We start from the raw sequence: 23413 nt of genomic DNA, 5'->3' as shown, positions 1-23413 counted from the left end.
ACTTCAGGATTAGATGCAGACACTACTTCAAATTTAAGAAGAGCTTGTTTTAAAGCTGGAATCAAATTAGAAGTTGTTAAAAACACTCTATTAGAAAAAGCTATGGAAGCTTCTGATAAGGAATATGGAGATTTACCTTCAGTTCTTAAAGGAAATTCATCAATCTTTATTTCTGATGTTGCTAACGCACCAGCAAAAATAATTAAAGACTTTAGAAAAAAATCAGATAAGCCACAATTTAAAGGAGCTTTCATCAATAATGAAATATATATTGGAGAAAATCTTTTAGATAGTTTAGCTTCACTTAAATCTAAAGAAGAAGTTATTGGAGAAATCATTGGATTACTTCAATCTCCAGCTAAACGCATCATTTCTGCTTTATTAAATAATGCAGAACAAAAAGGTGAGGCAGCTGAATAATTAGCGCACAAGTAAACAAAAATAGAATTAAAAACATTTTAAACGATAGAAAAAATGGCAGATTTGAAACAATTCGCAGAACAATTAGTTAACTTAACTGTAAAAGAAGTTAACGATTTAGCTACAATTTTAAAAGATGAGTATGGTATCGAACCAGCTGCTGCAGCTGTAGTAGTTGCTGCTGGTGGTGGAGATGCTGGTGCTGCTGAAGAGCAAACAGAATTCACTGTAGTATTAAAAGACGCAGGAGCTTCTAAATTAGCAGTTGTTAAAGCGGTTAAAGAATTAACTGGTTTAGGATTGAAAGAAGCTAAAGATATGGTAGATGGTGCTCCAGCTAATATTAAAGAAGGAGTTACTAAAGCTGAAGCTGAAGGTTTGAAAAAATCTTTAGAAGAAGCTGGAGCTGTTGTTGAGTTAAAATAACTCTAACATAGTTTTAGAACAAGGTTTAGGTCTTGAGTTTAACCACTCAATGGCCTAAACCATTTTTCGTATAATAAAATTATACTCTAAAAGTTATCTTAAAAGAGTTTAAATACGAAAAAGCTTTTAGTCAATACGAAGAAGAAAATTTACAGATACTGGTTTATTTTTAAGATGTATTGATAATAAAAGAAAGTATACATTACACAAAACAATTACTTTTTTTTAATCAAAATTTTGTCCATTGATGATAACAAATCAGACTGAAAGATTGAATTTTGCCTCTACAAAAAACATTCCTCAATATCCAGATTTTCTAGATGTTCAGGTTAAATCGTTTCAAGATTTTTTCCAATTGGAAACCAAATCTGACGAAAGAGGCAACGAAGGTTTATACAATACCTTCATGGAAAATTTTCCAATTACTGATACAAGAAACCAATTTGTATTAGAATTCCTTGATTACTTTGTTGATCCACCACGTTACACTATTCAAGAGTGTATCGAAAGAGGTTTAACGTATAGTGTACCTCTTAAAGCACGCCTTAAATTATATTGTACTGATCCTGAACATGAGGATTTTGAAACTATAGTTCAAGACGTTTATTTAGGTACGATTCCTTACATGACGCCAAGCGGAACATTTGTTATAAATGGTGCTGAGCGTGTTGTTGTTTCGCAATTACACCGTTCTCCAGGAGTTTTCTTTGGACAATCATTCCATGCAAATGGTACAAAATTATATTCTGCAAGAGTAATTCCTTTTAAAGGTTCTTGGATAGAATTTGCTACAGATATCAATAACGTAATGTATGCGTACATTGATAGAAAGAAAAAATTACCTGTAACAACTCTTTTACGTGCTATCGGATTTGAAAGAGATAAAGACATTCTTGAGATATTTGATCTTGCAGAAGAAATCAAAGTTTCAAAAACTGGTCTTAAAAAATATGTTGGTAGAAAATTAGCAGCGAGAGTATTGAATACTTGGCACGAAGATTTCGTGGACGAGGATACTGGAGAGGTTGTTTCTATTGAGCGTAACGAAATTATATTAGATAGAGATACTATATTAGATAAAGATAATGTAGAAGAGATTCTTGACGCTGATGTGAAAGTAATCTTGTTACACAAGGAAGAAAATAATCAAGTTGATTATGCTATCATCCACAACACATTACAAAAAGATCCAACAAACTCTGAAAAAGAGGCTGTTGAACACATATATAGACAATTACGTAATGCTGAACCGCCTGATGAGGAAACAGCTCGTGGTATTATTGATAAATTGTTCTTCTCTGACCAACGTTATAACTTAGGTGAAGTAGGTCGTTATAGAATGAACAAAAAGTTAAACCTTGATATTCCAATGGAAAAACAAGTTTTAACTAAAGAAGATATCATTACTATCATTAAATATTTGATCGAATTAATCAATGCGAAAGCAGATATTGATGATATTGATCACTTATCAAACCGTCGTGTTAGAACAGTTGGAGAACAACTTTCTCAACAATTTGGTGTTGGTTTAGCTCGTATGGCTAGAACTATTCGTGAGAGAATGAACGTTAGAGATAACGAGGTGTTTACACCAATCGATTTGATTAATGCTAAAACATTATCATCGGTTATCAACTCTTTCTTTGGAACTAACCAGTTATCTCAATTTATGGATCAAACTAATCCATTAGCTGAGATTACACACAAAAGAAGATTATCAGCACTTGGACCAGGTGGACTTTCTAGAGAAAGAGCTGGTTTCGAGGTTCGTGACGTTCACTATACTCACTACGGAAGACTTTGTCCAATTGAAACTCCTGAGGGACCAAACATTGGATTGATTTCATCTCTAGGTGTTTATGCGAAAGTTAATGGAATGGGATTCATCGAAACTCCTTACCGTAAGGTTACAAATGGAGTTGTTGATTTAGAATCTACACCTACATATTTAAGTGCAGAAGAAGAAGAAGGTAAAATGATTGCTCAAGCAAACATCGAAATGGACGCTAAAGGAGCTATCACTGCTGATACGGTTATTGCTCGTGAAGAAGGTGATTTCCCTGTTGTAAAACCAACTGAAATTCATTACACTGACGTTGCACCAAATCAGATTGCTTCTATTTCAGCTTCATTAATTCCTTTCTTGGAGCATGATGATGCTAACCGTGCGTTGATGGGATCAAACATGATGCGTCAAGCCGTTCCATTATTACGTCCAGAAGCTCCAATCGTTGGAACAGGTCTTGAAAGACAAGTTGCTTCTGATTCAAGAGTATTGATTAATGCTGAAGGAAACGGAACTGTTGAGTATGTTGATGCTAATATGATTACTATCAAATACGACAGAACTGAAGAAGAAAGAATGGTAAGTTTTGACCCAGATGAAAAAACATACCAATTAATCAAATTTAGAAAAACGAATCAAAGTACTTCTATTAACTTGAAACCAATCGTAAGAAAAGGTGATAGAGTTCAATTAGGTCAAGTTCTTTGTGAAGGTTACGCAACTCAAAACGGAGAATTAGCTATCGGTAGAAACCTTAAAGTAGCATTTATGCCATGGAAAGGTTACAACTTCGAGGATGCGATTGTAATCTCTGAAAAAGTTGTTCGTGATGATATTTTTACTTCTATCCACGTAGATGATTATTCATTAGAAGTTAGAGATACAAAATTAGGTAATGAAGAGTTAACTAATGATATTCCTAACGTTTCTGAAGAAGCTACTAAAGATTTAGATGAAAACGGAATGATTAGAATTGGAGCTGAAGTTAAACCTGGCGACATCCTAATCGGAAAAATTACACCAAAAGGAGAATCAGACCCAACTCCAGAAGAAAAACTTTTAAGAGCTATCTTCGGTGATAAAGCTGGTGATGTGAAAGATGCTTCATTAAAAGCTTCTCCATCATTACACGGTGTAGTTTTAGACAAAAAATTATTCGCAAGAGCAGTAAAAGACAAACGTAAGCGTACAAAAGACAAAGACGATTTGACTGCTTTAGAAATGGAATTCGAAACTAAATTTGTTGATTTAAAAGACAGATTAATCGAGAAACTTTTTGTTATTGTTGACGGAAAAACATCGCAAGGTGTTATGAACGATTTAGGAGAAGAAGTTTTACCAAAAGGTAAAAAATATTCTAAAAAAATGCTTCAATCTGTTGAGGATTTCGCTCACTTAACAAAAGGACAATGGGTTGCTGATGATGATACTAACCGTTTGGTTAATGATTTGATTCACAACTACAAAATCAAGTTAAACGATTTACAAGGAGCTTTACGTAGAGAAAAATTCACTATTACTGTTGGAGATGAATTACCAGCTGGAATCTTGAAATTAGCGAAAGTTTATATCGCTAAAAAGCGTAAATTGAAAGTTGGGGATAAAATGGCAGGACGTCACGGTAACAAAGGTATTGTTGCTCGTATTGTTCGTCATGAAGATATGCCTTTCCTTGAAGATGGAACTCCAGTTGATATCGTATTGAATCCACTTGGTGTACCTTCTCGTATGAACATTGGACAAATTTATGAAACTGTACTTGGATGGGCAGGACAAAAATTAGGTCGTAAATATGCAACGCCAATCTTTGATGGTGCAACTTTAGATCAAATTAATGAACTAACAGACGAAGCAGGAATCCCAAGATTTGGTCATACTTATTTATATGACGGAGGAACAGGTGAACGTTTCCACCAAGCTGCAACAGTTGGAGTTATCTATATGTTGAAACTTGGACACATGGTTGACGATAAGATGCACGCACGTTCTATCGGACCATACTCACTTATTACGCAACAACCACTTGGAGGTAAAGCTCAATTTGGAGGTCAACGTTTTGGAGAGATGGAGGTTTGGGCTCTTGAGGCTTATGGTGCTTCAAGTACTTTAAGAGAAATCTTAACTGTTAAATCGGATGACGTAATTGGTAGAGCTAAAACTTACGAAGCAATCGTTAAGGGTGAAACTATGCCAGAACCAGGATTGCCAGAATCATTCAATGTATTGATGCATGAATTGAAAGGTCTTGGATTAGACATTAGATTAGAAGAATAAAAAAGAATGCAGTATTCAGTTCCGATTTTTTCGGAGCTGAATACTTATTATAACAAGTTTTTAAAGATTTATACCCGTAAACCGTTCCGATTTTTTATAGATTTTTATTTATAACTAGCACCTCCAAATTTTAGATTTGAGGTTTAGAGAAGTAATTCGAGGTAGTAACTTAATGGTTAAGTTTTTTTAGGAAAGCAAAAATCATAAATCTAAGTTCAATTAATGTAGTAAATCAATAGTAAAAACTATGATGAATAATAGAAATAATAACAAAGACAACAAGCAAACCACAATTAAAAGATTCAATAAAATTACTATTGGATTAGCTTCTCCAGAATCAATTTTGGCAGAGTCTCGTGGTGAGGTTTTGAAACCAGAAACTATTAATTATAGAACTCATAAACCAGAACGTGATGGTCTATTCTGTGAAAGAATTTTCGGTCCAGTAAAGGATTTTGAGTGTGCTTGTGGAAAATATAAAAGAATTCGCTACAAAGGTATCGTATGTGACCGTTGTGGTGTTGAAGTAACTGAGAAAAAAGTACGTCGCGATAGAGTAGGACACATCAACCTTGTTGTGCCTATTGCTCACATTTGGTATTTCCGTTCACTTCCAAATAAAATTGGTTATATCCTTGGACTTCCATCTAAGAAATTAGATATGATTATCTACTACGAAAGATATGTAGTAATCCAAGCAGGTATTGCTAAAAATGCAGAAGGTGATGCTTTACAACGTCTTGACTTTTTAACAGAAGAAGAATATCTAAATATTTTGGATACGCTTCCAATGGAAAACCAATATCTTGACGATTTTGATCCTAATAAATTTGTTGCCAAAATGGGAGCAGAATGTATCATGGATTTATTAGCAAGAACTGATTTAGATGCACTTTCTTACGAGTTAAGACATAGTGCAAACAATGAAACTTCTAAACAAAGAAAAACAGAAGCATTAAAAAGATTACAAGTTGTTGAATCTTTCCGTGACTCTAACTTAAACAGAGAGAACCGTCCAGAATGGATGATTCTTAAAGTTGTACCTGTTATTCCACCAGAATTGCGTCCATTGGTGCCACTTGATGGTGGTCGTTTCGCAACTTCAGATTTGAATGACTTGTACCGTAGAGTTATCATCAGAAACAACCGTTTGAAAAGATTAATGGAAATCAAAGCTCCAGAAGTTATCTTAAGAAACGAAAAACGTATGTTACAAGAATCAGTAGATTCATTATTTGATAACACTCGTAAAGCTTCTGCTGTTAAAACAGAATCAAATAGACCATTAAAATCTTTATCAGACTCATTAAAAGGTAAACAAGGTCGTTTCCGTCAAAACTTACTTGGAAAACGTGTGGATTATTCTGCTCGTTCGGTAATTGTTGTTGGACCAGAAATGAAATTGTTCGAATGTGGTCTTCCTAAAGATATGGCTGCTGAACTATACAAACCATTCGTTATTCGTAAGTTAATCGAAAGAGGAATTGTTAAAACAGTTAAGTCGGCTAAGAAAATAATTGACAAAAAAGAGCCAGTAGTTTGGGATATCTTAGAAAATGTAATTAAAGGACATCCAGTATTACTGAATCGTGCTCCTACCTTACACAGACTTGGTATTCAAGCTTTCCAACCAAAATTAATTGAAGGAAAAGCTATCCAATTACACCCATTAGTATGTACGGCGTTCAACGCGGATTTTGATGGTGACCAGATGGCGGTTCACTTGCCACTTGGACCAGAAGCTATTTTAGAGGCACAATTATTAATGTTGGCTTCTCACAATATCTTGAATCCAGCGAATGGTGCTCCAATTACTGTACCTTCTCAAGACATGGTTCTTGGTCTTTATTATATGACCAAAGAAAGATTGACTACTGAAGGACACGTAATTTTAGGTCAAGATTTAACTTTCTACTCTGCAGAAGAAGTAAATATTGCTTTGAATGAAGGTAGATTAGAATTGAATGCTCGTGTGAAAGTACGTGCTAAAGATTTTAATGAAAATGGAGAGTTAGTTTACAAAGTTATTCAAACAACTGCAGGTAGAGTACTTTTCAACGAAGTAGTTCCTCCAGCTGCAGGATACATAAATGAAGTATTAACTAAAAAATCTTTACGTGATATTATTGGAAAAATCCTTGCAGTAACAGATGTTCCTACAACGGCTGCTTTCCTTGATAACATGAAAGATATGGGTTATAAATTCGCTTTCAAAGGTGGATTGTCATTCTCATTAGGTGATATTAGAATTCCTGAACAAAAAACTAAATTAATTGCTGATGCTCGTGTTCAAGTAGAAGGTATTTCTATGAACTATAACATGGGACTTATCACAAATAACGAACGTTACAATCAGGTTATTGATATTTGGACTTCTGCAAATGCTCAATTAACAGAATTAGCAATGAAAAATATTAGAGAAGACCAACAAGGTTTCAACTCTGTATATATGATGCTTGACTCTGGAGCGCGTGGATCTAAAGAGCAAATTCGTCAGTTAACTGGTATGCGTGGTTTGATGGCTAAGCCTAAAAAATCTACTGCTGGTGGTGGTGAAATTATTGAAAATCCAATTCTTTCTAACTTTAAAGAAGGTCTTTCTATCCTTGAGTACTTTATTTCTACTCACGGTGCGCGTAAAGGTCTTGCAGATACGGCTCTTAAAACTGCCGATGCTGGTTACTTAACTCGTAGATTACATGACGTTTCTCAAGACGTAATTGTAAACTCTGTAGATTGTGGTACTTTAAGAGGAATTGAAGTTTCTGCTTTAAAGAAAAATGAAGAAATTGTTGAAACATTAGGAGAAAGAATTTTAGGACGTGTTGCTTTGCAAGATGTAATCAATCCTTTAACTTCTGATATTGTTATCCACGCAGGTGAACAAATTACTGAAGCTATCGTTAAAATTATTGAAGAATCTCCAATTGAAAAAGTGGAAGTACGTTCTCCTCTAGTTTGTGAAGCTAAAAAAGGTATTTGTGCTAAATGTTACGGAAGAAACTTAGCAACTGGAAAAATGACTCAAAAAGGTGAAGCTGTTGGTGTTATCGCTGCACAGTCAATTGGTGAGCCAGGAACACAGTTAACACTTCGTACATTCCACGTCGGTGGAGTTGCTGGTGGAGTTTCTGAAGAATCTAGCGTTATTGCAAGATTTGGTGGAAAACTAGAAATTGAAGATTTAAAAACTGTTGTTGGTGAAGATGCTGATGGAAACAAAGTAGATATCGTAGTTTCTCGTTCAACAGAATTAAAATTAATTGATGTTAAAACAGGAATTCTTTTAAGTACTCATTACATTCCTTATGGTTCTGTTATCAGTGTAAAAGATGGTGACGTAGTTGAAAAAGGAGCTGCTATTTGTAAATGGGATCCATATAATGGTGTAATTGTTTCTGAATTTACAGGAAAAATTGCTTATGAAGATTTAGAACAAGGACAATCGTTCCAAGTTGAAATCGATGAGCAAACAGGTTTCCAAGAAAAAGTAATTTCTGAAGGAAGAAACAAAAAATTAATTCCAACATTATTAGTTTACGGTAAAGATGGAGAACTTATTCGTTCTTACAATTTACCAGTTGGAGCTCACCTTATGGTAGAAGATGGAGAGAAAATTAAAGCAGGTAAAATCCTTGTGAAAATTCCTCGTCGTTCTTCTAAAGCTGGTGATATTACTGGAGGTTTGCCAAGAATTACAGAGTTGTTAGAAGCTCGTAATCCTTCTAATCCTGCTGTAGTTTCAGAAATTGATGGTGTAGTTTCTTTTGGAAAAATTAAGAGAGGTAACCGTGAAATCATCATCGAATCTAAATTTGGTGAGGTTAAGAAATATCTAGTAAAATTATCTAGTCAAATTCTTGTTCAAGAAAATGACTTCGTAAAAGCTGGAGTTCCTTTATCTGATGGTGCAATCACTCCAGACGATATTTTAAGAATTCAAGGGCCATCTGCTGTTCAACAGTACTTGGTTAACGAAATTCAAGAAGTTTACCGTCTTCAAGGTGTAAAAATCAATGATAAACACTTTGAGGTTGTTATTCGTCAAATGATGCGTAAAGTAAGAGTTGAAGATCCAGGAGATACTTTATTCTTAGAAGAGCAATTAATTCACACAAGTGATTTTATCGTTGAAAATGATAAATTATACGGAATGAAAGTGGTTGAAGATGCAGGTGATTCTGAAAATCTTAAACCAGGTCAAATCATTTCTCCACGTGAATTAAGAGATGAAAATTCATTATTGAAACGTAATGATAAAAATTTAGTTGTAGCTCGTGATGTTATTACTGCTACTGCAACTCCTGTATTACAAGGTATTACAAGAGCTTCGCTTCAAACTAAATCATTCATTTCTGCAGCATCGTTCCAAGAAACAACAAAAGTATTGAATGAAGCAGCTGTTGCTGGTAAAGTAGATACTTTAGAAGGATTGAAAGAAAATGTAATCGTTGGTCATAGAATTCCAGCAGGTACAGGTATGAGAGATTACGATCACATCATAGTTGGATCTAAAGAGGATTACAATGAGTTAATGGCGAATAAAGAAGAATATATTTATTAATCATGAGTGATAATAATCAACCACAACCGGGACAAATAAACATTGAGCTTGATGAAAAAGTTGCTGAAGGAATTTATTCTAATCTAGCAATTATCAATCATTCTCCATCAGAGTTTGTTTTAGATTTTGTGACCATCATGCCTGGTGTTCCAAAATCAAAAGTAAAATCGAGAATTATTTTAACTCCTCAACATGCTAAAAGGTTTCTTAAAGCACTTGGAGAAAACATTCACCGATTTGAAGTGGCTCATGGCGAAATAAAAGATTCCGAGCAACCGCCAATTCCTTTAAACTTTGGTCCAACAGGACAAGCTTAATAAATCAAAACTCCTCAAGAAATTGAGGAGTTTTTTTTATGTGTTTTCTATTATAAAACCGATTAAAAACCTATTTAATCGATAAACGTGATTGTTGATAAATGTTAACAAAAAGCTAACATAAAACATACGTTTTGAGAGGTTTAGTTTTTAACTTTGTACTTCAAAATCAAAAAAAATCATAATTTTATGAAAAAACATTTACAAGTTATTAATTCAATGCGACCGCTCTTTTGGAGCTTAGCATTATTATTACTATTTTTTTCAACAAATGCTGTTGGACAAGCTTTTAGTGGAACATATAGTTTTGCCGGTACTGTAGGAAATGTTAGTAGTTTGCCATATAATGGGACTGCTATTACTAACTTAACAGTTAATCCTTTGGTTAAAGTTTCAGTATCCACATCAAGTAGTAGTGGAAATTCTAGAGCAACAAATTGGCCAACTGGTTCAGTAAATGGTGGAGCAATTGGCGGAAATGTTGATTTAGGTAAATACTACGAATTTAGTATTACTGCTAGCGCAGGGTATACAATTTCAAATCCATCAATTCAATTTGGAGTTGGTAGAAGTGGAGAAGGTCCGAGAAGGTTTCAATGGAGAACAAGTTTAGATACTTATGCTTCGTTAATACCTGTAACAACAACTGGTGCTAGTTTAACAAACGTATCTAATGTATTAGAATCGCCAGATGCGAATAGTGGTTACACAGGAAATGTAGTGAGTGTTTCAAATACAGGTATTTCAACGATTACTTTCAGATTTTATGCTTATGGTGCAGAGACTAATGCTGGTACTGGAGGTCTTCAAGGTAATTTAATTTTTAATGGAACTCTAGTAGCAACTACTACACCTATTATTACAGGTGCTGCAACTGCAACTGCTTTTACAACAACATATGGAACAGCTTCTACAGTTCAATCTTTTGCAGTTTCAGGAGCTGATTTATCTGCAAATTTAGTTGCAACAGCTCCAGCTGGTTTTGAAGTTTCTAATGACGGAACCACCTATGGTGCTACAACTTCTTTTCCACAAATTTCTGGAAGTGCAAGTGGTACTTTAAGAATTAGATTAAAAGCTGATGCTCCTGTTTCTGGTTCTTATAATTCTCAAAATATTGTTCTTTCAAGCACTGGAGCATCTCCAGTAAATATTGCAACAGCATCAACTGGAAACATTGTTTCTCCTGCTACAATTACTATCACAGCAAATAATCAAAATGTTGCTTTTGGAACACCTGTTGCAACAGTTATTGGTTTAGGTTCTTATACATCTTCAGGATTTGTTAATAGTGAAAATGCATCTGTAATTGGAGGTTCTGTATCTTATACAACGTCTTATACAGATACTACTCCAACTGCTACTTCTGGTGTTACTATTACTCCTGATGTGTCATCGTTAACAGCTACAAATTATAGTTTTTTGGCTGCTGATGGAACTATCTCAATTATCTCTTCGCCAACACCATCAATTACTAGTGGATTAACTTTTAGTTCAGTATATGGAACTGTTGCGTCGATTTATACAATTACTGCTTCTGAATCACCAACTAGTTATAGTGCATCTGGTTTGCCAGGTGGATTGACTTTAAATACTACAAATGGTGAAATTTCAGGAACACCAACAGCTACTCCAGGTGCTTATAATGTTTTGATTTCAGCATCTAATGGTGCTGGCATAGGTGATAGTCAAACATTAGTTTATACAATTATAGCTAAAGAATTAACAATTTCTGGAGCTATTGCTGATAATAAAATTTATGATAGGACTAATGTTGCTACAATTTCTGGTTCAAGTTTAGTTGGAATATTTGGTAGTGATAATGTATCTGTTTCTAATACTGGAACATTTGCAACTATTAATGTTTCAAATGGTGTCTCAGTTACTTCAACTCAAACATTAAGTGGTTTGGATGCTGGAAAGTATAGTTTGACTTTACCTACTGGATTAGCAGCAGATATTACAGCTAAAGAAGTAACTATTTCTGGTGCAGCTGCTCAAAACAAAGCTTTTGACGGAAATACAACTGCTACCATAACAGGTACATTAAATGGAGTAATAGCTCCAGATGCAGTAACTTTAACTTTATCAGGTACATTTGCTAGTTCAGCAATTGGAACTGGAATTACTGTTACATCAACTTCTACAATTGGAGGTGCAAATTCTGGAAACTATTCATTGACTCAGCCAACAGGTTTGATCGCAAATATTACTGTGCCATCAGTTCCTTTATTACAATGGAATACTTTTGGAAATGCAGGAACTGAAACAACAGAACCAAGTGCTACTAATGATGCTAATATGTTATCTTCTAGTTTGAATTTTACAGGAAGTACGGTATCACCTGCAGGAAATGGAAATCGTTTTGGAGGTACTTGGGGTTCACAAACTTCCATAGCAACTAATCAATATATCCAATTTACAGCTACACCAGCAGTAGGTTATTTATTTACACCTACTTCATTTGTTTTTATTTGGGATAGATCTGGAACTGGTCCAACGAGTGTAGCTTTAAGATCATCAGCTGATAATTATACCTCAGATTTAGGTGTGATTACTGGATTAACACCTAGTACAACTTTATTCAGAACAATAACGATTTCTGGTTTAACAGCGTTGTCTAGTGCAACAACTTTCAGACTTTATGCATATGATGGTACAGGAGGTACAGCTGGATTTGATTGCGCTTCTTCTCAAAATAATGTGGTTTTAAATGGATATATGGAGTTAGCTCCACCACCAGCTATTGCTGCTTCAGGAACTTTATCTGCACTATCAACTGTATACGGAACACCATCTTCAGAAACTTCTTTCTCTGTTTCTGGAACTTTCATGCAAGCTGGAATTTTAGTTACACCTCCAGCTGGATTTGAAGTTTCCTTATCATCAGGTTCTGGTTTTGCTTCTTCAGTAACTGTTGGTGCAGCTGGAACTATTTCTTCAACACCAGTTTATGTGCGTTTAAGCGCTACTGCATCAGTTATTAATTCTCCTTATTCTGGAGATATTGTATTGTCTAGTTCTAATGCTACTTCTGTAAATGTAGTTACTGTTTCAAGTACGGTTACTGCTAAGGAGTTAACAGTGACTGGACTATCAGCAAATAATAAAGTTTTTGATGGAAATACAGCTGCGACTTTATCAGGTTCAGGTTCTTTAGTTGGTGTAATCAATGGCGATGTGGTTTCTTTAGATGGAACACCTGTTGGAACTTTCGCAAGTTCTGCTGTTGCAAATGCAATTGCTGTTTCAGTAACTGGATACTCAATTAGTGGAGCTGGTTCTGCTAACTATTTCCTTACTCAGCCTTCTTTAGTAGCTGATATTACAAGTGAACCTTCACCAGTAATTTCTAGTGTTTTAACAGCATCTGCTACTTATGGTGTTTCGGCTGCAACATACACAATAACTGCTTCAGAGTCGCCATCAAGTTTTAATGCTACTGGTTTACCTGCAGGATTATCTGTAAATACATCTAATGGTGAAATCACAGGTACCCCAACAGGATTACCTGGATTGTATACAGTTACTATTTCTGCTACAAATGGAGGAGGAACAGGAACTGCAACTTTAAATTATACTATTTTAGCTAAAGAACTTACTATTACAGGTGCTGTGGCTGATAATAAAATTTATAATAAATTAAATACAGCAACAATTTCTGGTTACACTTTGGTTGGTGTTGTAGGTACAGATGATGTTACAGTTTCTAATACAGCTACATTTGCCTCTGTTGATGTTGCTAATGGTATTTCTGTTACTTCTACACAAACTTTAAGTGGAGCAGATATTGCAAAATATACACTAACACTTCCAACAGGATTGTCAGCAAATATTACTCCAAAGTCACTAACACTAACTGGAGCAGTTGCTCAGAACAAACCTTTTGATGGAAATACTAATGCAACAATATCAGGTACTTTAACAGGAATTATTTCTGGTGATGTTGTTACATTAATTGGAACAGGAACTTTCGCATCTTCTGCTGTAGCTAATGGAGTTGCTGTAACTTCAACATCAACATTAGGTGGAGTAAGTTCAGGAAATTACTCTTTAACTCAGCCAACAGGTCTTATTGCTAATATTACTCCTCCTGCATTATTACAATGGAACACTTTTGGTAATGCTGGAACTGAAACAACAGAGCCAAGTGTATTTAATAATGCAAATGTTACTGCTGCAAATTTAACTCAAGGTACAATTACGGCTGCAGGTAATCCAAATCGTTTCGGTGGTTCAGGTTGGTTTAATACTGGTAATACAGCTGCTGGAAGTACTTTAACGGAAGCTATTGCAGGTAATGATTATGTACAATTTGTTGTAACACCCAATTCAGGATATACTTTTACAGCGACATCATTTTCATTTTTATGGGATTTTTCAGGTACAGGTCCAAGATCAGTTACTTTAAGATCATCAGCTGACGGATTCGCTTCAGATTTAGGAACTTTAAATAATTTAACGGCTAGTACTTCGGTATTTAGAACTATTTCTATTACATCATTAGTAAATGTTTCAACTCCAACAACGTTTAGACTTTATGGTTTTGGCGGAACTAATACTGGTGGAACAGGAGGATTTGATACCGGAGTTAGTCAAAATAATGTAATTCTGTACGGTACTACAGCTGAATTAACTGGGCCGACAGCATCTATTATTTCAGGAACTACTTCTATTTGTGAAGGTGATAGTGCCGCTATTTCGGTAACGTTAACAGGAGGAACAAGTCCTTTTACAATTGAATATACTGATGGAACTACTGTATTTACAGAAACTAATTATATTAGTGGAACAAATATTATTGTTTCACCATTAACTACTTCAACTTATACCATAGTGTCAGTTACAGATAGCTTAGCGTTAACAGGAACTGGAAATAGTGGTTCTGCTGTAATAACTTTGTTGCCAAATTTAACTTATTATGTTGATAATGATGGTGATGGTTATGGCGATCCACTAGCTCCAACTTTTCAATCTTGTGTTCCTTTCCCAGGTTATGTAACCTTAGGAACAGATTGTAACGATGCTAATGCAGCTATTAATCCAGGAGCAGTTGATGTTTGCTACGACGGAATCGATAACGATTGTAATGGAGTTATTGACAATGTAGGACTTCCAGGTGGTTGTACGCCAATTGTTGGTTCATTGCCAGCAGGAACATGCGGTACGACTCTTTCAGGTTGGTTCTCAACGGTTACTGCAAACTGGACAAATTTTGCACAAGGATATAGATTCAAAATCACTAAAGTGGATATGAACACTAATTTACCAATTGCTGCATCAGTTATCATTGACAGACCAGTAAATAATATTTCTTTGGCTAACGTTCCAGGTACAACTTACAACTCAAGATATATGTTTGAGATTGCAGTACGATACAACAACGTATGGCAACCCTTCTTTGGAGCGCCATGTTTCTTAAACACTCCAAATCCAGTTTCAACTATTGGAGCACAATGTGGAAGCACGTTAACAGCAATGAACCAATGGATTAATGCAGCAGCAGTTTCTAGTGTTACTGCTTATAGATTTAGAGTTACCAGAGTAATTGCTGGTGTTCCAACAGGAGCTTCACAAGAAATTACTCAAGGTATGAATAGGTTCAACATGACGCAATTGTCAGGTATCTTGTTTGATAGTACTTATAGAGTAGAAGTTTCATTAAGAAATACCGATGGTACCTTCTTACCTTATGGTACACCATGTGATATCAATACGCCAGCTTATCCTACTACACAAGTTAGAACGGTTCAATGTAATAACTATCAAGTTACAAGTAACTCAGAGTTAATTATTGCAGACGGAGTAAATGGAGCAACCATGTACAGATTTAGAGTTTACAACGGAGTAGATTATGATACGTTCTTTGATAACACATTAAATCGTTTTACATTAAACAACTTCCCTGGATTAATTCCAAACGGAGAAAGTTATTCTGTGCAAGTTGCGGTTAAGTTACCAAATGAGCCAAATTTTGGTCCATACAATAAAGTGTGTACCATCAAAACTCCAATGCAAGCAAGAGCTATTGCTTCAGATGTTCAATTAGAAGTAGTAAATGTATTTGAGGCTTTGGCTTATCCAAATCCATTTGCAGAAAACTTCAAGTTGGATGTAAAAACTAACAGCGAAGCAAGTATTCAAGTTAGAGTTTACGACATGATAGGAAAACTAGTAGAAGACAAAATGATAAATGCTTCTGATATTCAGAACTTTGAATTAGGAAACCAATATCCATCTGGAGTTTACAATCTAATTGTATCTCAAGAGTCTAACACTAAAACACTACGTGTTATTAAAAGATAGTTTCTAAATAAGAACTAAATAGTTAAAACCTCCTCAAGAAATTGGGGAGGTTTTTTTATGGATATAATTTGAAATTAATAATTTATTAAGCCAAAAACAATTATTTATTAACACGAAAACGTTTTAGTTTACAGCAAATTTATTTTTTTCGTTTTTTTAATTAACTTTACTCTGCCTCAGATTGTTTAATAATTAATAAAATTAAAAAATTAGATTATGAAAAAACAATTACAAAAAATTAAATTTAGTGCGTTTTTATGGATCATGCTATTTTATGTTTCTTTGTCATTCGCTCAAAGCGCTGGTTTTAACTCAACTTTTGTTGTGTTATCTTTAAATGGAGGTGGTAACACCTTCTATGATTTACAAGCTACTACTGGAAATCCTGATTTTAATGGCGCTAACTTAGGAACATTTTGTCAGGGATCTAATGGTATTGTTTTTAAAGGTGCCGAACATAATAATTATAAATGCGGTGGTTGCGATATTACAAGTACACAAATTTCTTATAGTGTATACTTAACCTCTGGACCTCAAGCGTCTTTTTCAAATAGAAATATTGGATATACTTCTGATTTTTCGAATGGATGTGGTGGAAGAGATCAAAAATGGAGTAATGTTTCTTATAATGATAATATAATATCAGGATATAATTTGGCTCCTGGTAATTATACTTTGGAAGTTTACTCTTCTCAAAATACTACTTGTTCTGGTGTTCAGTTTGCTAGTAATGGAGGTGCTAATTATAAAGCTTATTTTACTGTTGCTCCATTACCAACTTTGGCTTCCATAACAGCAACTCCTGCTTGTGAAAATGGCACTTCAACTGTTACAATGACAGGTTTATTACCAAGCACTTCTGGTACTTTTTTTTATACTAATTCCATTACAGGACCAGTTCAATATCCTGTAAGTGGAACTTCTACGGCTAGTGGTACATTTACTTTTAATACACCAGCTTTACCATTGATTGCTAATGGTGCCATTATCACTATAGTGAGCGGAACTGTTGCTTCTACAGGTTGTTCTGTAGGATTTACAGGAAAGACTGTGGCAGTTCTTGTCAATCCAAATGTTACTTATTATAGGGATTTTGACGGAGATGGTTTTGGTTCTTCAAGTAATACTCAAGTATCTTGTACAGGAACACCTTTAGGATTTGTAACTAACAATTTAGATTCTAACGACAATTTATTGACTTATCTTGATTTTGATGGTGATGGATTTGGTTCAACAACATTTGCACCAAGCGGAGTAACTAACAATTTAGATACAAACGATAATTTAGTAACTTATGTTGATTTTGATGGTGACGGATTTGGTTCAACAACATTTGCACCGAGTGGAGTAACTAATAGTTTAGATACAAACGACAATTTATTGACTTATATTGATTTTGATAATGACGGATTTGGTTCAACAACATTTGCACCAAGCGGAGTAATAAATTCTTCTGATTGTAATGATAATGAAGTTCGTTATTTAGATGCAGATAATGATGGATTTGGTTCAGATGCTATGACTATGGTAGCCTGTGGAGGAAGTCCATTCTCAACTGATTGCAACGATGCTAATGCAGCTATCAATCCAGGTGCCGTTGATGTGTGTTACGACGGAATCGATAACGATTGTAATGGTATAATTGATAACTCATGTACACCAATTGTAGGGTCATTACCAGCAGGAACATGTGGTACAACTCTTGCAGGTTGGCACTCAACTGTTACAGCAAACTGGACTAATTTTGCTCAAGGATATAGATTCAAAATCACTAAAGTAGATATGAATACTAATTTACCAATTGCTGCACCAGTTATCATTGACAGACCAGTAAATAATATTTCTTTGGCGAACGTTCCAGGAACGACTTATAACTCAAGATATATGTTTGAGATTGCAGTACGTTACAATAATGTATGGCAACCTTTCTTTGGAACACCATGTTACTTAAACACACCAAATCCAGTTTCAACTATTGGAGCACAATGTGGAAGCACGTTAACAGCAATGAACCAATGGATTAATGCAGCAGCTGTTTCTAATGTTACTGCATATAGATTTAGAGTTACTAGAGTAATTGCAGGTGTTCCAACAGGAACTTCTCAAGAAACTACTCAAGGTATGAATAGATTTAATATGACGCAATTGTCAGGTATCTTGTTTGATAGTACTTACAGAGTAGAAGTTTCTTTAAGAAATACTGATGGTACCTTCTTACCTTATGGCACACCATGTGATATCAATACTCCAGCTCATCCAACTACACAAGTTAGATCGGTTCAATGTAATAACTATCAAGTTACAAGTAACTCAGAGTTAATTATTGCAGACGGAGTTAATGGTGCAACTACCTACAGGTTTAGAGTTTACAACGGAGTAGATTATGATACGTTCTTTGATAACACATTAAATCGTTTTACATTAAACAACTTCCCTGGATTAATTCCAAACGGAGAAAGTTATTCTGTGCAAGTTGCGGTTAAGTTACCAAATGAGCCAAATTTTGGTCCATACAATAAAGTGTGTACCATCAAAACTCCAATGCAAGCAAGAGCTATAGCATCAGATGTTGAATTAGAAGTAGTAAATGTATTTGAGGCTTTGGCTTATCCAAATCCATTTGCAGAGAACTTTAAGTTGGATGTGAAAACGAATAGCGAAGCAAGTATTCAAGTTAGAGTTTACGACATGATAGGAAAACTAGTAGAAGACAAGATGACAAACGCTTCTGATATACAAAACTTTGAATTAGGAAACGAATATCCATCTGGAGTTTACAATGTAATTGTATCTCAAGAATCTAACACTAAAACACTACGTGTTATTAAAAGATAGTTTTTAAATAAGAACTAAATAGTTTAAAACCTCCTCAGGAAACTGAGGAGGTTTTTTTGCTTTTCATGATAAATGTCATATGATTTTTTATTCATAATAAATAAATTTGATATAGCTATTAATCAATTAATCACCTAAATATCAAAAAGATGAAAAAAAAATTAACGACTAGGTTACTATTCTCAATGATAATGTTTTTGTATCTAACGTTTTCATTTGGTCAATCTGCAGGTTTCAATACTACATTTATTGTATTGTCTGTAAACGGAAATACTGAATATTATGATTTAAATGCAGCTACATCGAATCCAGATTTTAATGGATTTAATTTAGGTTCATTTTGTCAAGGTTCAGGTGGAATTATATTTAAAGGAGCAGAGCATAACAATTATAAGTGTGGAGGATGCGATATTACAAGTACACAAATTTCATATAGTGTATATTTAACCTCAGGACCACAAGCGTCTTTTTCAAATAGAAATATAGGGTTTACCTCAGATTTTGCTAATGGGTGCGGTGGAAGAAATCAAAAATGGAGTGATATTTCTTATAATGATAATATAATTTCAGATTACAGTTTACCTCCTGGTAATTATACTTTAGAAGTTTACTCTTCTCAGAATACTTCATGTGCAGGTGTTCAATATGCAAGTAATGGAGGTGCTAATTATAAAGCCTATTTTACTGTTACAGCTAATGTTACTTATTATAGAGATGCTGATGCTGATGGTTATGGTGTAACAGATATGACTCAAGTTTCGTGCACTGGTGCACCGGTAGGATATGTTGCTTTAAGCGGTGATTGTGATGATTCAGTTTCTTCTGTTCATCCTGGAACAAATGAAATTTTATGTGATGGAATTGATCAAAATTGTAATGGTCTAGCAGATGATTGTATTCAATTATCGGTGTCAAAGGCAGGAGTTGGTGTAGGTTCAGTTGTTTCATCTCCAACTGGAATTGACTGTGGAATTACGTGTACTTCGGCATTTCCTATTGGTACCATAGTAACTTTAACTGCTATACCGAGTTATGGCTCTGTATTTACCGGTTGGTCTGGTGGTGGTACTTCAGGAAATAATACAACAATAAGTGTAACAATGGATGCTGCAAAATCAATTACAGCCACTTTTGGTTCAGCTCAGTTTCCTTTAACCATTTCTAATGTTGGAAATGGAAATATAACAAGTACACCAGCTGGAATTAGTTGCGGTAGTAACTGTACAGCAACTTTTGATATTGGAACTACTGTAACTCTTACTGCAACTCCAAATCCCGGAGCAACTTTTTTAGGATGGAGTGGACCTTGCACTGGAACAGAGTTGACATGCATTGTTACAATGGATGCCGCAAAATCAGTAACTGCTGTATTTGACGGAATTCAAGTAAATGAATTTTTATTAACGATATCTAAAGCTGGAGTTGGTGTTGGTACAGTTTCAAGTTCTCCAGCTGGAATTAATTGTGGAAGTACATGTTCTTCAACATTTCCAATTAATACAATGGTTACTTTAACAGCTACACCAAGTTATGGTTCTGTATTTTTAGGTTGGTCTGGTGGTGGTACTTCAGGAAATAATACAACAATAAGTGTAACAATGGATGCTGCAAAATCAATTGCAGCCACTTTTGGTACAGCACAATTTCCATTAACCATTTCTAACTCTGGAGGAGGGACTGTATCAAGTGCACCAGCTGGAATTTCTTGTGGAACTAATTGTTCTTCAAATTTCGAATATGGCACTAATGTTACACTAACCGCAACACCTAGTTCAGGCGCAGTATTTGAAGGATGGACTGGTGCTTGTACAGGAACTGGATCGTGTACTTTAACTATAGACGCAGCAAAAACAGTTACGGCTCGTTTTACTTATCCGCTTACGATTTCTAAATCAGGAACTGGTGGAGGAACAGTAACCAGTAATCTGGGAGGAATTAATTGTGGAGCAACATGTATAGCAAATTATGACGCCAATCAAACGGTAACTTTAACAGCGGTAGCTAATGCTACATCAACTTTTGTCGGATGGTCTGGAGCAGTTTCAGGAAGTAGTCCTTCAATAAATGTTACGATGGACGATGTTAAATCAATTACGGCTACTTTTGAATGCACACCACCAACAACACCTTCTTCTATTGCAGGAAGTACAATGGTTTGTCAAGGAGCAACTGAAACTTATTCTGTAGTTAATAATCCAAATGCTTTAAGTTATACTTGGACTTTACCTTCTGGATGGAGTGGTTCAAGTACAACAAATAGTATCGTTGTTACAACAAATGGAACTGGAACGATATCTGTTAAATCAAATAGTGTTTGTGGATCAACTAGTGCAAGTTCTGAATTGTTAGTCACTCAAACCACTCCGATTGTACTATCAACTTCAAAAACTGATCCACTTTGTATAGGAGGAACAGGGACTATAAATATTAGTGCGTCTGGAGGTATTGCGAAAGTGGCTTATGTTGCCGCTCCTTTTCAAAATTCGGTAACTGTTATTAATAGAATAACAAATTTACCAATTGCTTCTATTCTTGTAGGGAATAGTCCTCAAGGAGTATGTATTAGTCCTGATGGAAATTTTGTTTATATAGCTAATTCAACTTCGAATTCAGTTTCTGTCATTAATACAAGTAACAATTCAGTTGTGGCTACCATACCAGTAGGCAGTAGTCCTAATCAAGTAAAGGTAACCCCAAACGGAAGCAGACTTTATGTTTCTAATGCTAATTCTTATAATGTTTCTGTTATTGATACGTCTACTTATACTGTAATTGCTACCATACCTGCAGGAAATTATGCCGCAGGTGTAGCGATTAGTCCTGATGGATCTAAAGTGTATGTGGGTAATAGATCAGGAGGAAGTATTACGGTAATAAATACAGCCACCAATACAGTTAGTGCCACTCTTACTGGTTTTCCTGGCCCTTGGGGCATAGCGGTTAGTCCAGATAACAGTAAATTCTATGTTGTGTGTTATGATTCCGCTAGTTTGAAAGTTGTAGATGTTTTAACAAACACTATTATTTCAAGTATTTTTATTGGAGGTGATCCATTTGATGTTGTATTGAATGGAGATGCTAGCCGAGCCTATGTTAGCAGACTTTATGATAATAATGTTGCTGTTGTCAATACTCAAACGAATTCTGTAATAGCTTATACAGGTAATGGTGCAGAACCTTATGGGTTAGCTTTTGACAATACTTCCAATACACTTTATGCTCAACACCCTAAAGGGAATTATATGCAAGTTATTGATGCCTCAAGCAATATAATTACCAATACAATTACTGGACTTAATCATGCAGGTTCTTGGGGTAATTATGTAGGTACAGTACCAGGAAATTCAGAAACTATGACTTATACAGTTAATGGTGTGCCACAAACGTCAACTACTTTTACAGGAACGGCAGGAGTTTATACAATAGTTGCAACTGATGCAAATAATTGCACCGCTTCCGCAACCGTTACGCTTGTTGATCCGATAAACGTTGTTCCAACTATTACAGCTGGAGGCTCAACAACGTTTTGTTCAGGAGGTAGTGTTGAATTAACTTCTAGTATTGGTAGTAGTTATTTATGGTCAAATGGAGCAACTACGCCAAGTATTATTGTAACCAATCCAGGGAATTACACAGTTCAGGTTACCAATGCTTCAGGTTGTTTAAGTTTACCATCTTTACCTATGACAGTAGTGGTTACTCCTCAACCACTTTGGTATCTTGATGCTGATCATGATGGTTTTGGAAATCCAAATAATAGTGTTAATGCTTGTGTTGTTCCAATAGGTTACGTAGCAAACAATTCCGATTGCAACGATGCTAATGCTGCTATCAATCCAAATGCTGTTGATGTATGCTACGACGGAATCGATAATGATTGTAATGGTATTATCGACAATGCTTGTACACCAATTGTAGGATCATTGCCAGCAGGAACATGTGGTACAACTCTTGCAGGTTGGTTCTCAACGGTTACTGCAAACTGGACAAATTTTGCACAAGGATATAGATTCAAAATCACTAAAGTGGATATGAACACTAATTTACCAATTGCTGCATCGGTTATCATTGACAGACCAGTAAATAATATTTCTTTGGCTAACGTTCCAGGTACAACTTACAACTCAAGATATATGTTTGAGATTGCAGTACGTTACAATAATGTATGGCAACCATTCTTTGGAGCACCATGTTTCTTAAACACTCCAAATCCAGTTTCAACTATTGGAGCACAATGTGGAAGTACTTTAACTGCTATGAACCAATGGATAAATGCAGGAGCAGTTTCTAGTGTTACTGCTTATAGATTTAGAGTTACAAGAGTAATTGCAGGTGTTCCAACAGGAACTTCTCAAGAAACTACTCAAGGTATGAATAGATTTAATATGACTCAATTGTCAGGTATCTTGTTTGATAGTACTTATAGAGTAGAAGTTTCATTAAGAAATACCGATGGTACCTTCTTACCTTATGGTACACCATGTG

General features: G+C 35.1%; 8 protein-coding genes. All 8 read left to right on the top strand.

The window, feature by feature from the left end:
* Positions 1 to 420 (top strand): 50S ribosomal protein L10 (gene rplJ / locus ACIQ06_RS16190; RefSeq protein WP_396147965.1); only part of this gene is annotated, 420 nt, incomplete at its 5' end.
* 54 nt (positions 421 to 474) lie between these two features.
* Positions 475 to 846 (top strand): 50S ribosomal protein L7/L12, encoded by a 372-nt coding sequence (gene rplL, locus ACIQ06_RS16185; protein WP_333601479.1) that lies wholly within the window; start codon positions 475 to 477, stop codon positions 844 to 846.
* Positions 847 to 1093: 247 nt separating this feature from the next.
* Positions 1094 to 4906, top strand: coding sequence for a DNA-directed RNA polymerase subunit beta (gene rpoB / locus ACIQ06_RS16180; protein WP_344815210.1), 3813 nt, complete (start codon positions 1094 to 1096; stop codon positions 4904 to 4906).
* Between the two features lie 247 nt (positions 4907 to 5153).
* Positions 5154 to 9470 carry a DNA-directed RNA polymerase subunit beta' gene (gene rpoC, locus ACIQ06_RS16175; RefSeq protein ID WP_396147964.1) on the top strand — a complete coding sequence of 1439 codons (4317 nt, stop codon included), beginning with the start codon at positions 5154 to 5156 and terminating at the stop codon, positions 9468 to 9470.
* Positions 9471 to 9472: 2 nt separating this feature from the next.
* Positions 9473 to 9787: a DUF3467 domain-containing protein gene (locus ACIQ06_RS16170; protein WP_298303737.1), complete on the top strand. Its 315-nt coding sequence runs from the start codon at positions 9473 to 9475 to the stop codon at positions 9785 to 9787.
* A 189-nt stretch (positions 9788 to 9976) separates the two neighbouring features.
* A complete protein-coding gene (locus ACIQ06_RS16165; protein WP_396147963.1) occupies positions 9977 to 16093 on the top strand; it encodes a YDG domain-containing protein in 6117 nt (2038 codons plus the stop codon).
* A gap of 216 nt (positions 16094 to 16309) precedes the next feature.
* Positions 16310 to 18928, top strand: coding sequence for a T9SS type A sorting domain-containing protein (locus ACIQ06_RS16160; protein ID WP_396147962.1), 2619 nt, complete (start codon positions 16310 to 16312; stop codon positions 18926 to 18928).
* Between the two features lie 149 nt (positions 18929 to 19077).
* The coding region (locus tag ACIQ06_RS16155; protein WP_396147961.1) for a MopE-related protein at positions 19078 to 23413 on the top strand (4336 nt) is incomplete at its 3' end.

The organism is Flavobacterium sp. (assembly GCF_044341265.1).
GTDB lineage: Bacteria > Bacteroidota > Bacteroidia > Flavobacteriales > Flavobacteriaceae > Flavobacterium.
This window is presented reverse-complemented; position numbering and strand designations above follow the sequence as displayed.

Bases quoted from the DNA above. Each gene is read 5' to 3' on its own strand.
- ACIQ06_RS16165 (WP_396147963.1), top strand. From the start codon at position 9,977: ATGAAAAAACATTTACAAGTTATTAATTCAATGCGACCGCTCTTTTGG.
- rpoC (WP_396147964.1), top strand. From the start codon at position 5,154: ATGATGAATAATAGAAATAATAACAAAGACAACAAGCAAACCACAATT.
- ACIQ06_RS16160 (WP_396147962.1), top strand. From the start codon at position 16,310: ATGAAAAAACAATTACAAAAAATTAAATTTAGTGCGTTTTTATGGATC.
- ACIQ06_RS16170 (WP_298303737.1), top strand. From the start codon at position 9,473: ATGAGTGATAATAATCAACCACAACCGGGACAAATAAACATTGAGCTT.
- rpoB (WP_344815210.1), top strand. From the start codon at position 1,094: ATGATAACAAATCAGACTGAAAGATTGAATTTTGCCTCTACAAAAAAC.
- rplL (WP_333601479.1), top strand. From the start codon at position 475: ATGGCAGATTTGAAACAATTCGCAGAACAATTAGTTAACTTAACTGTA.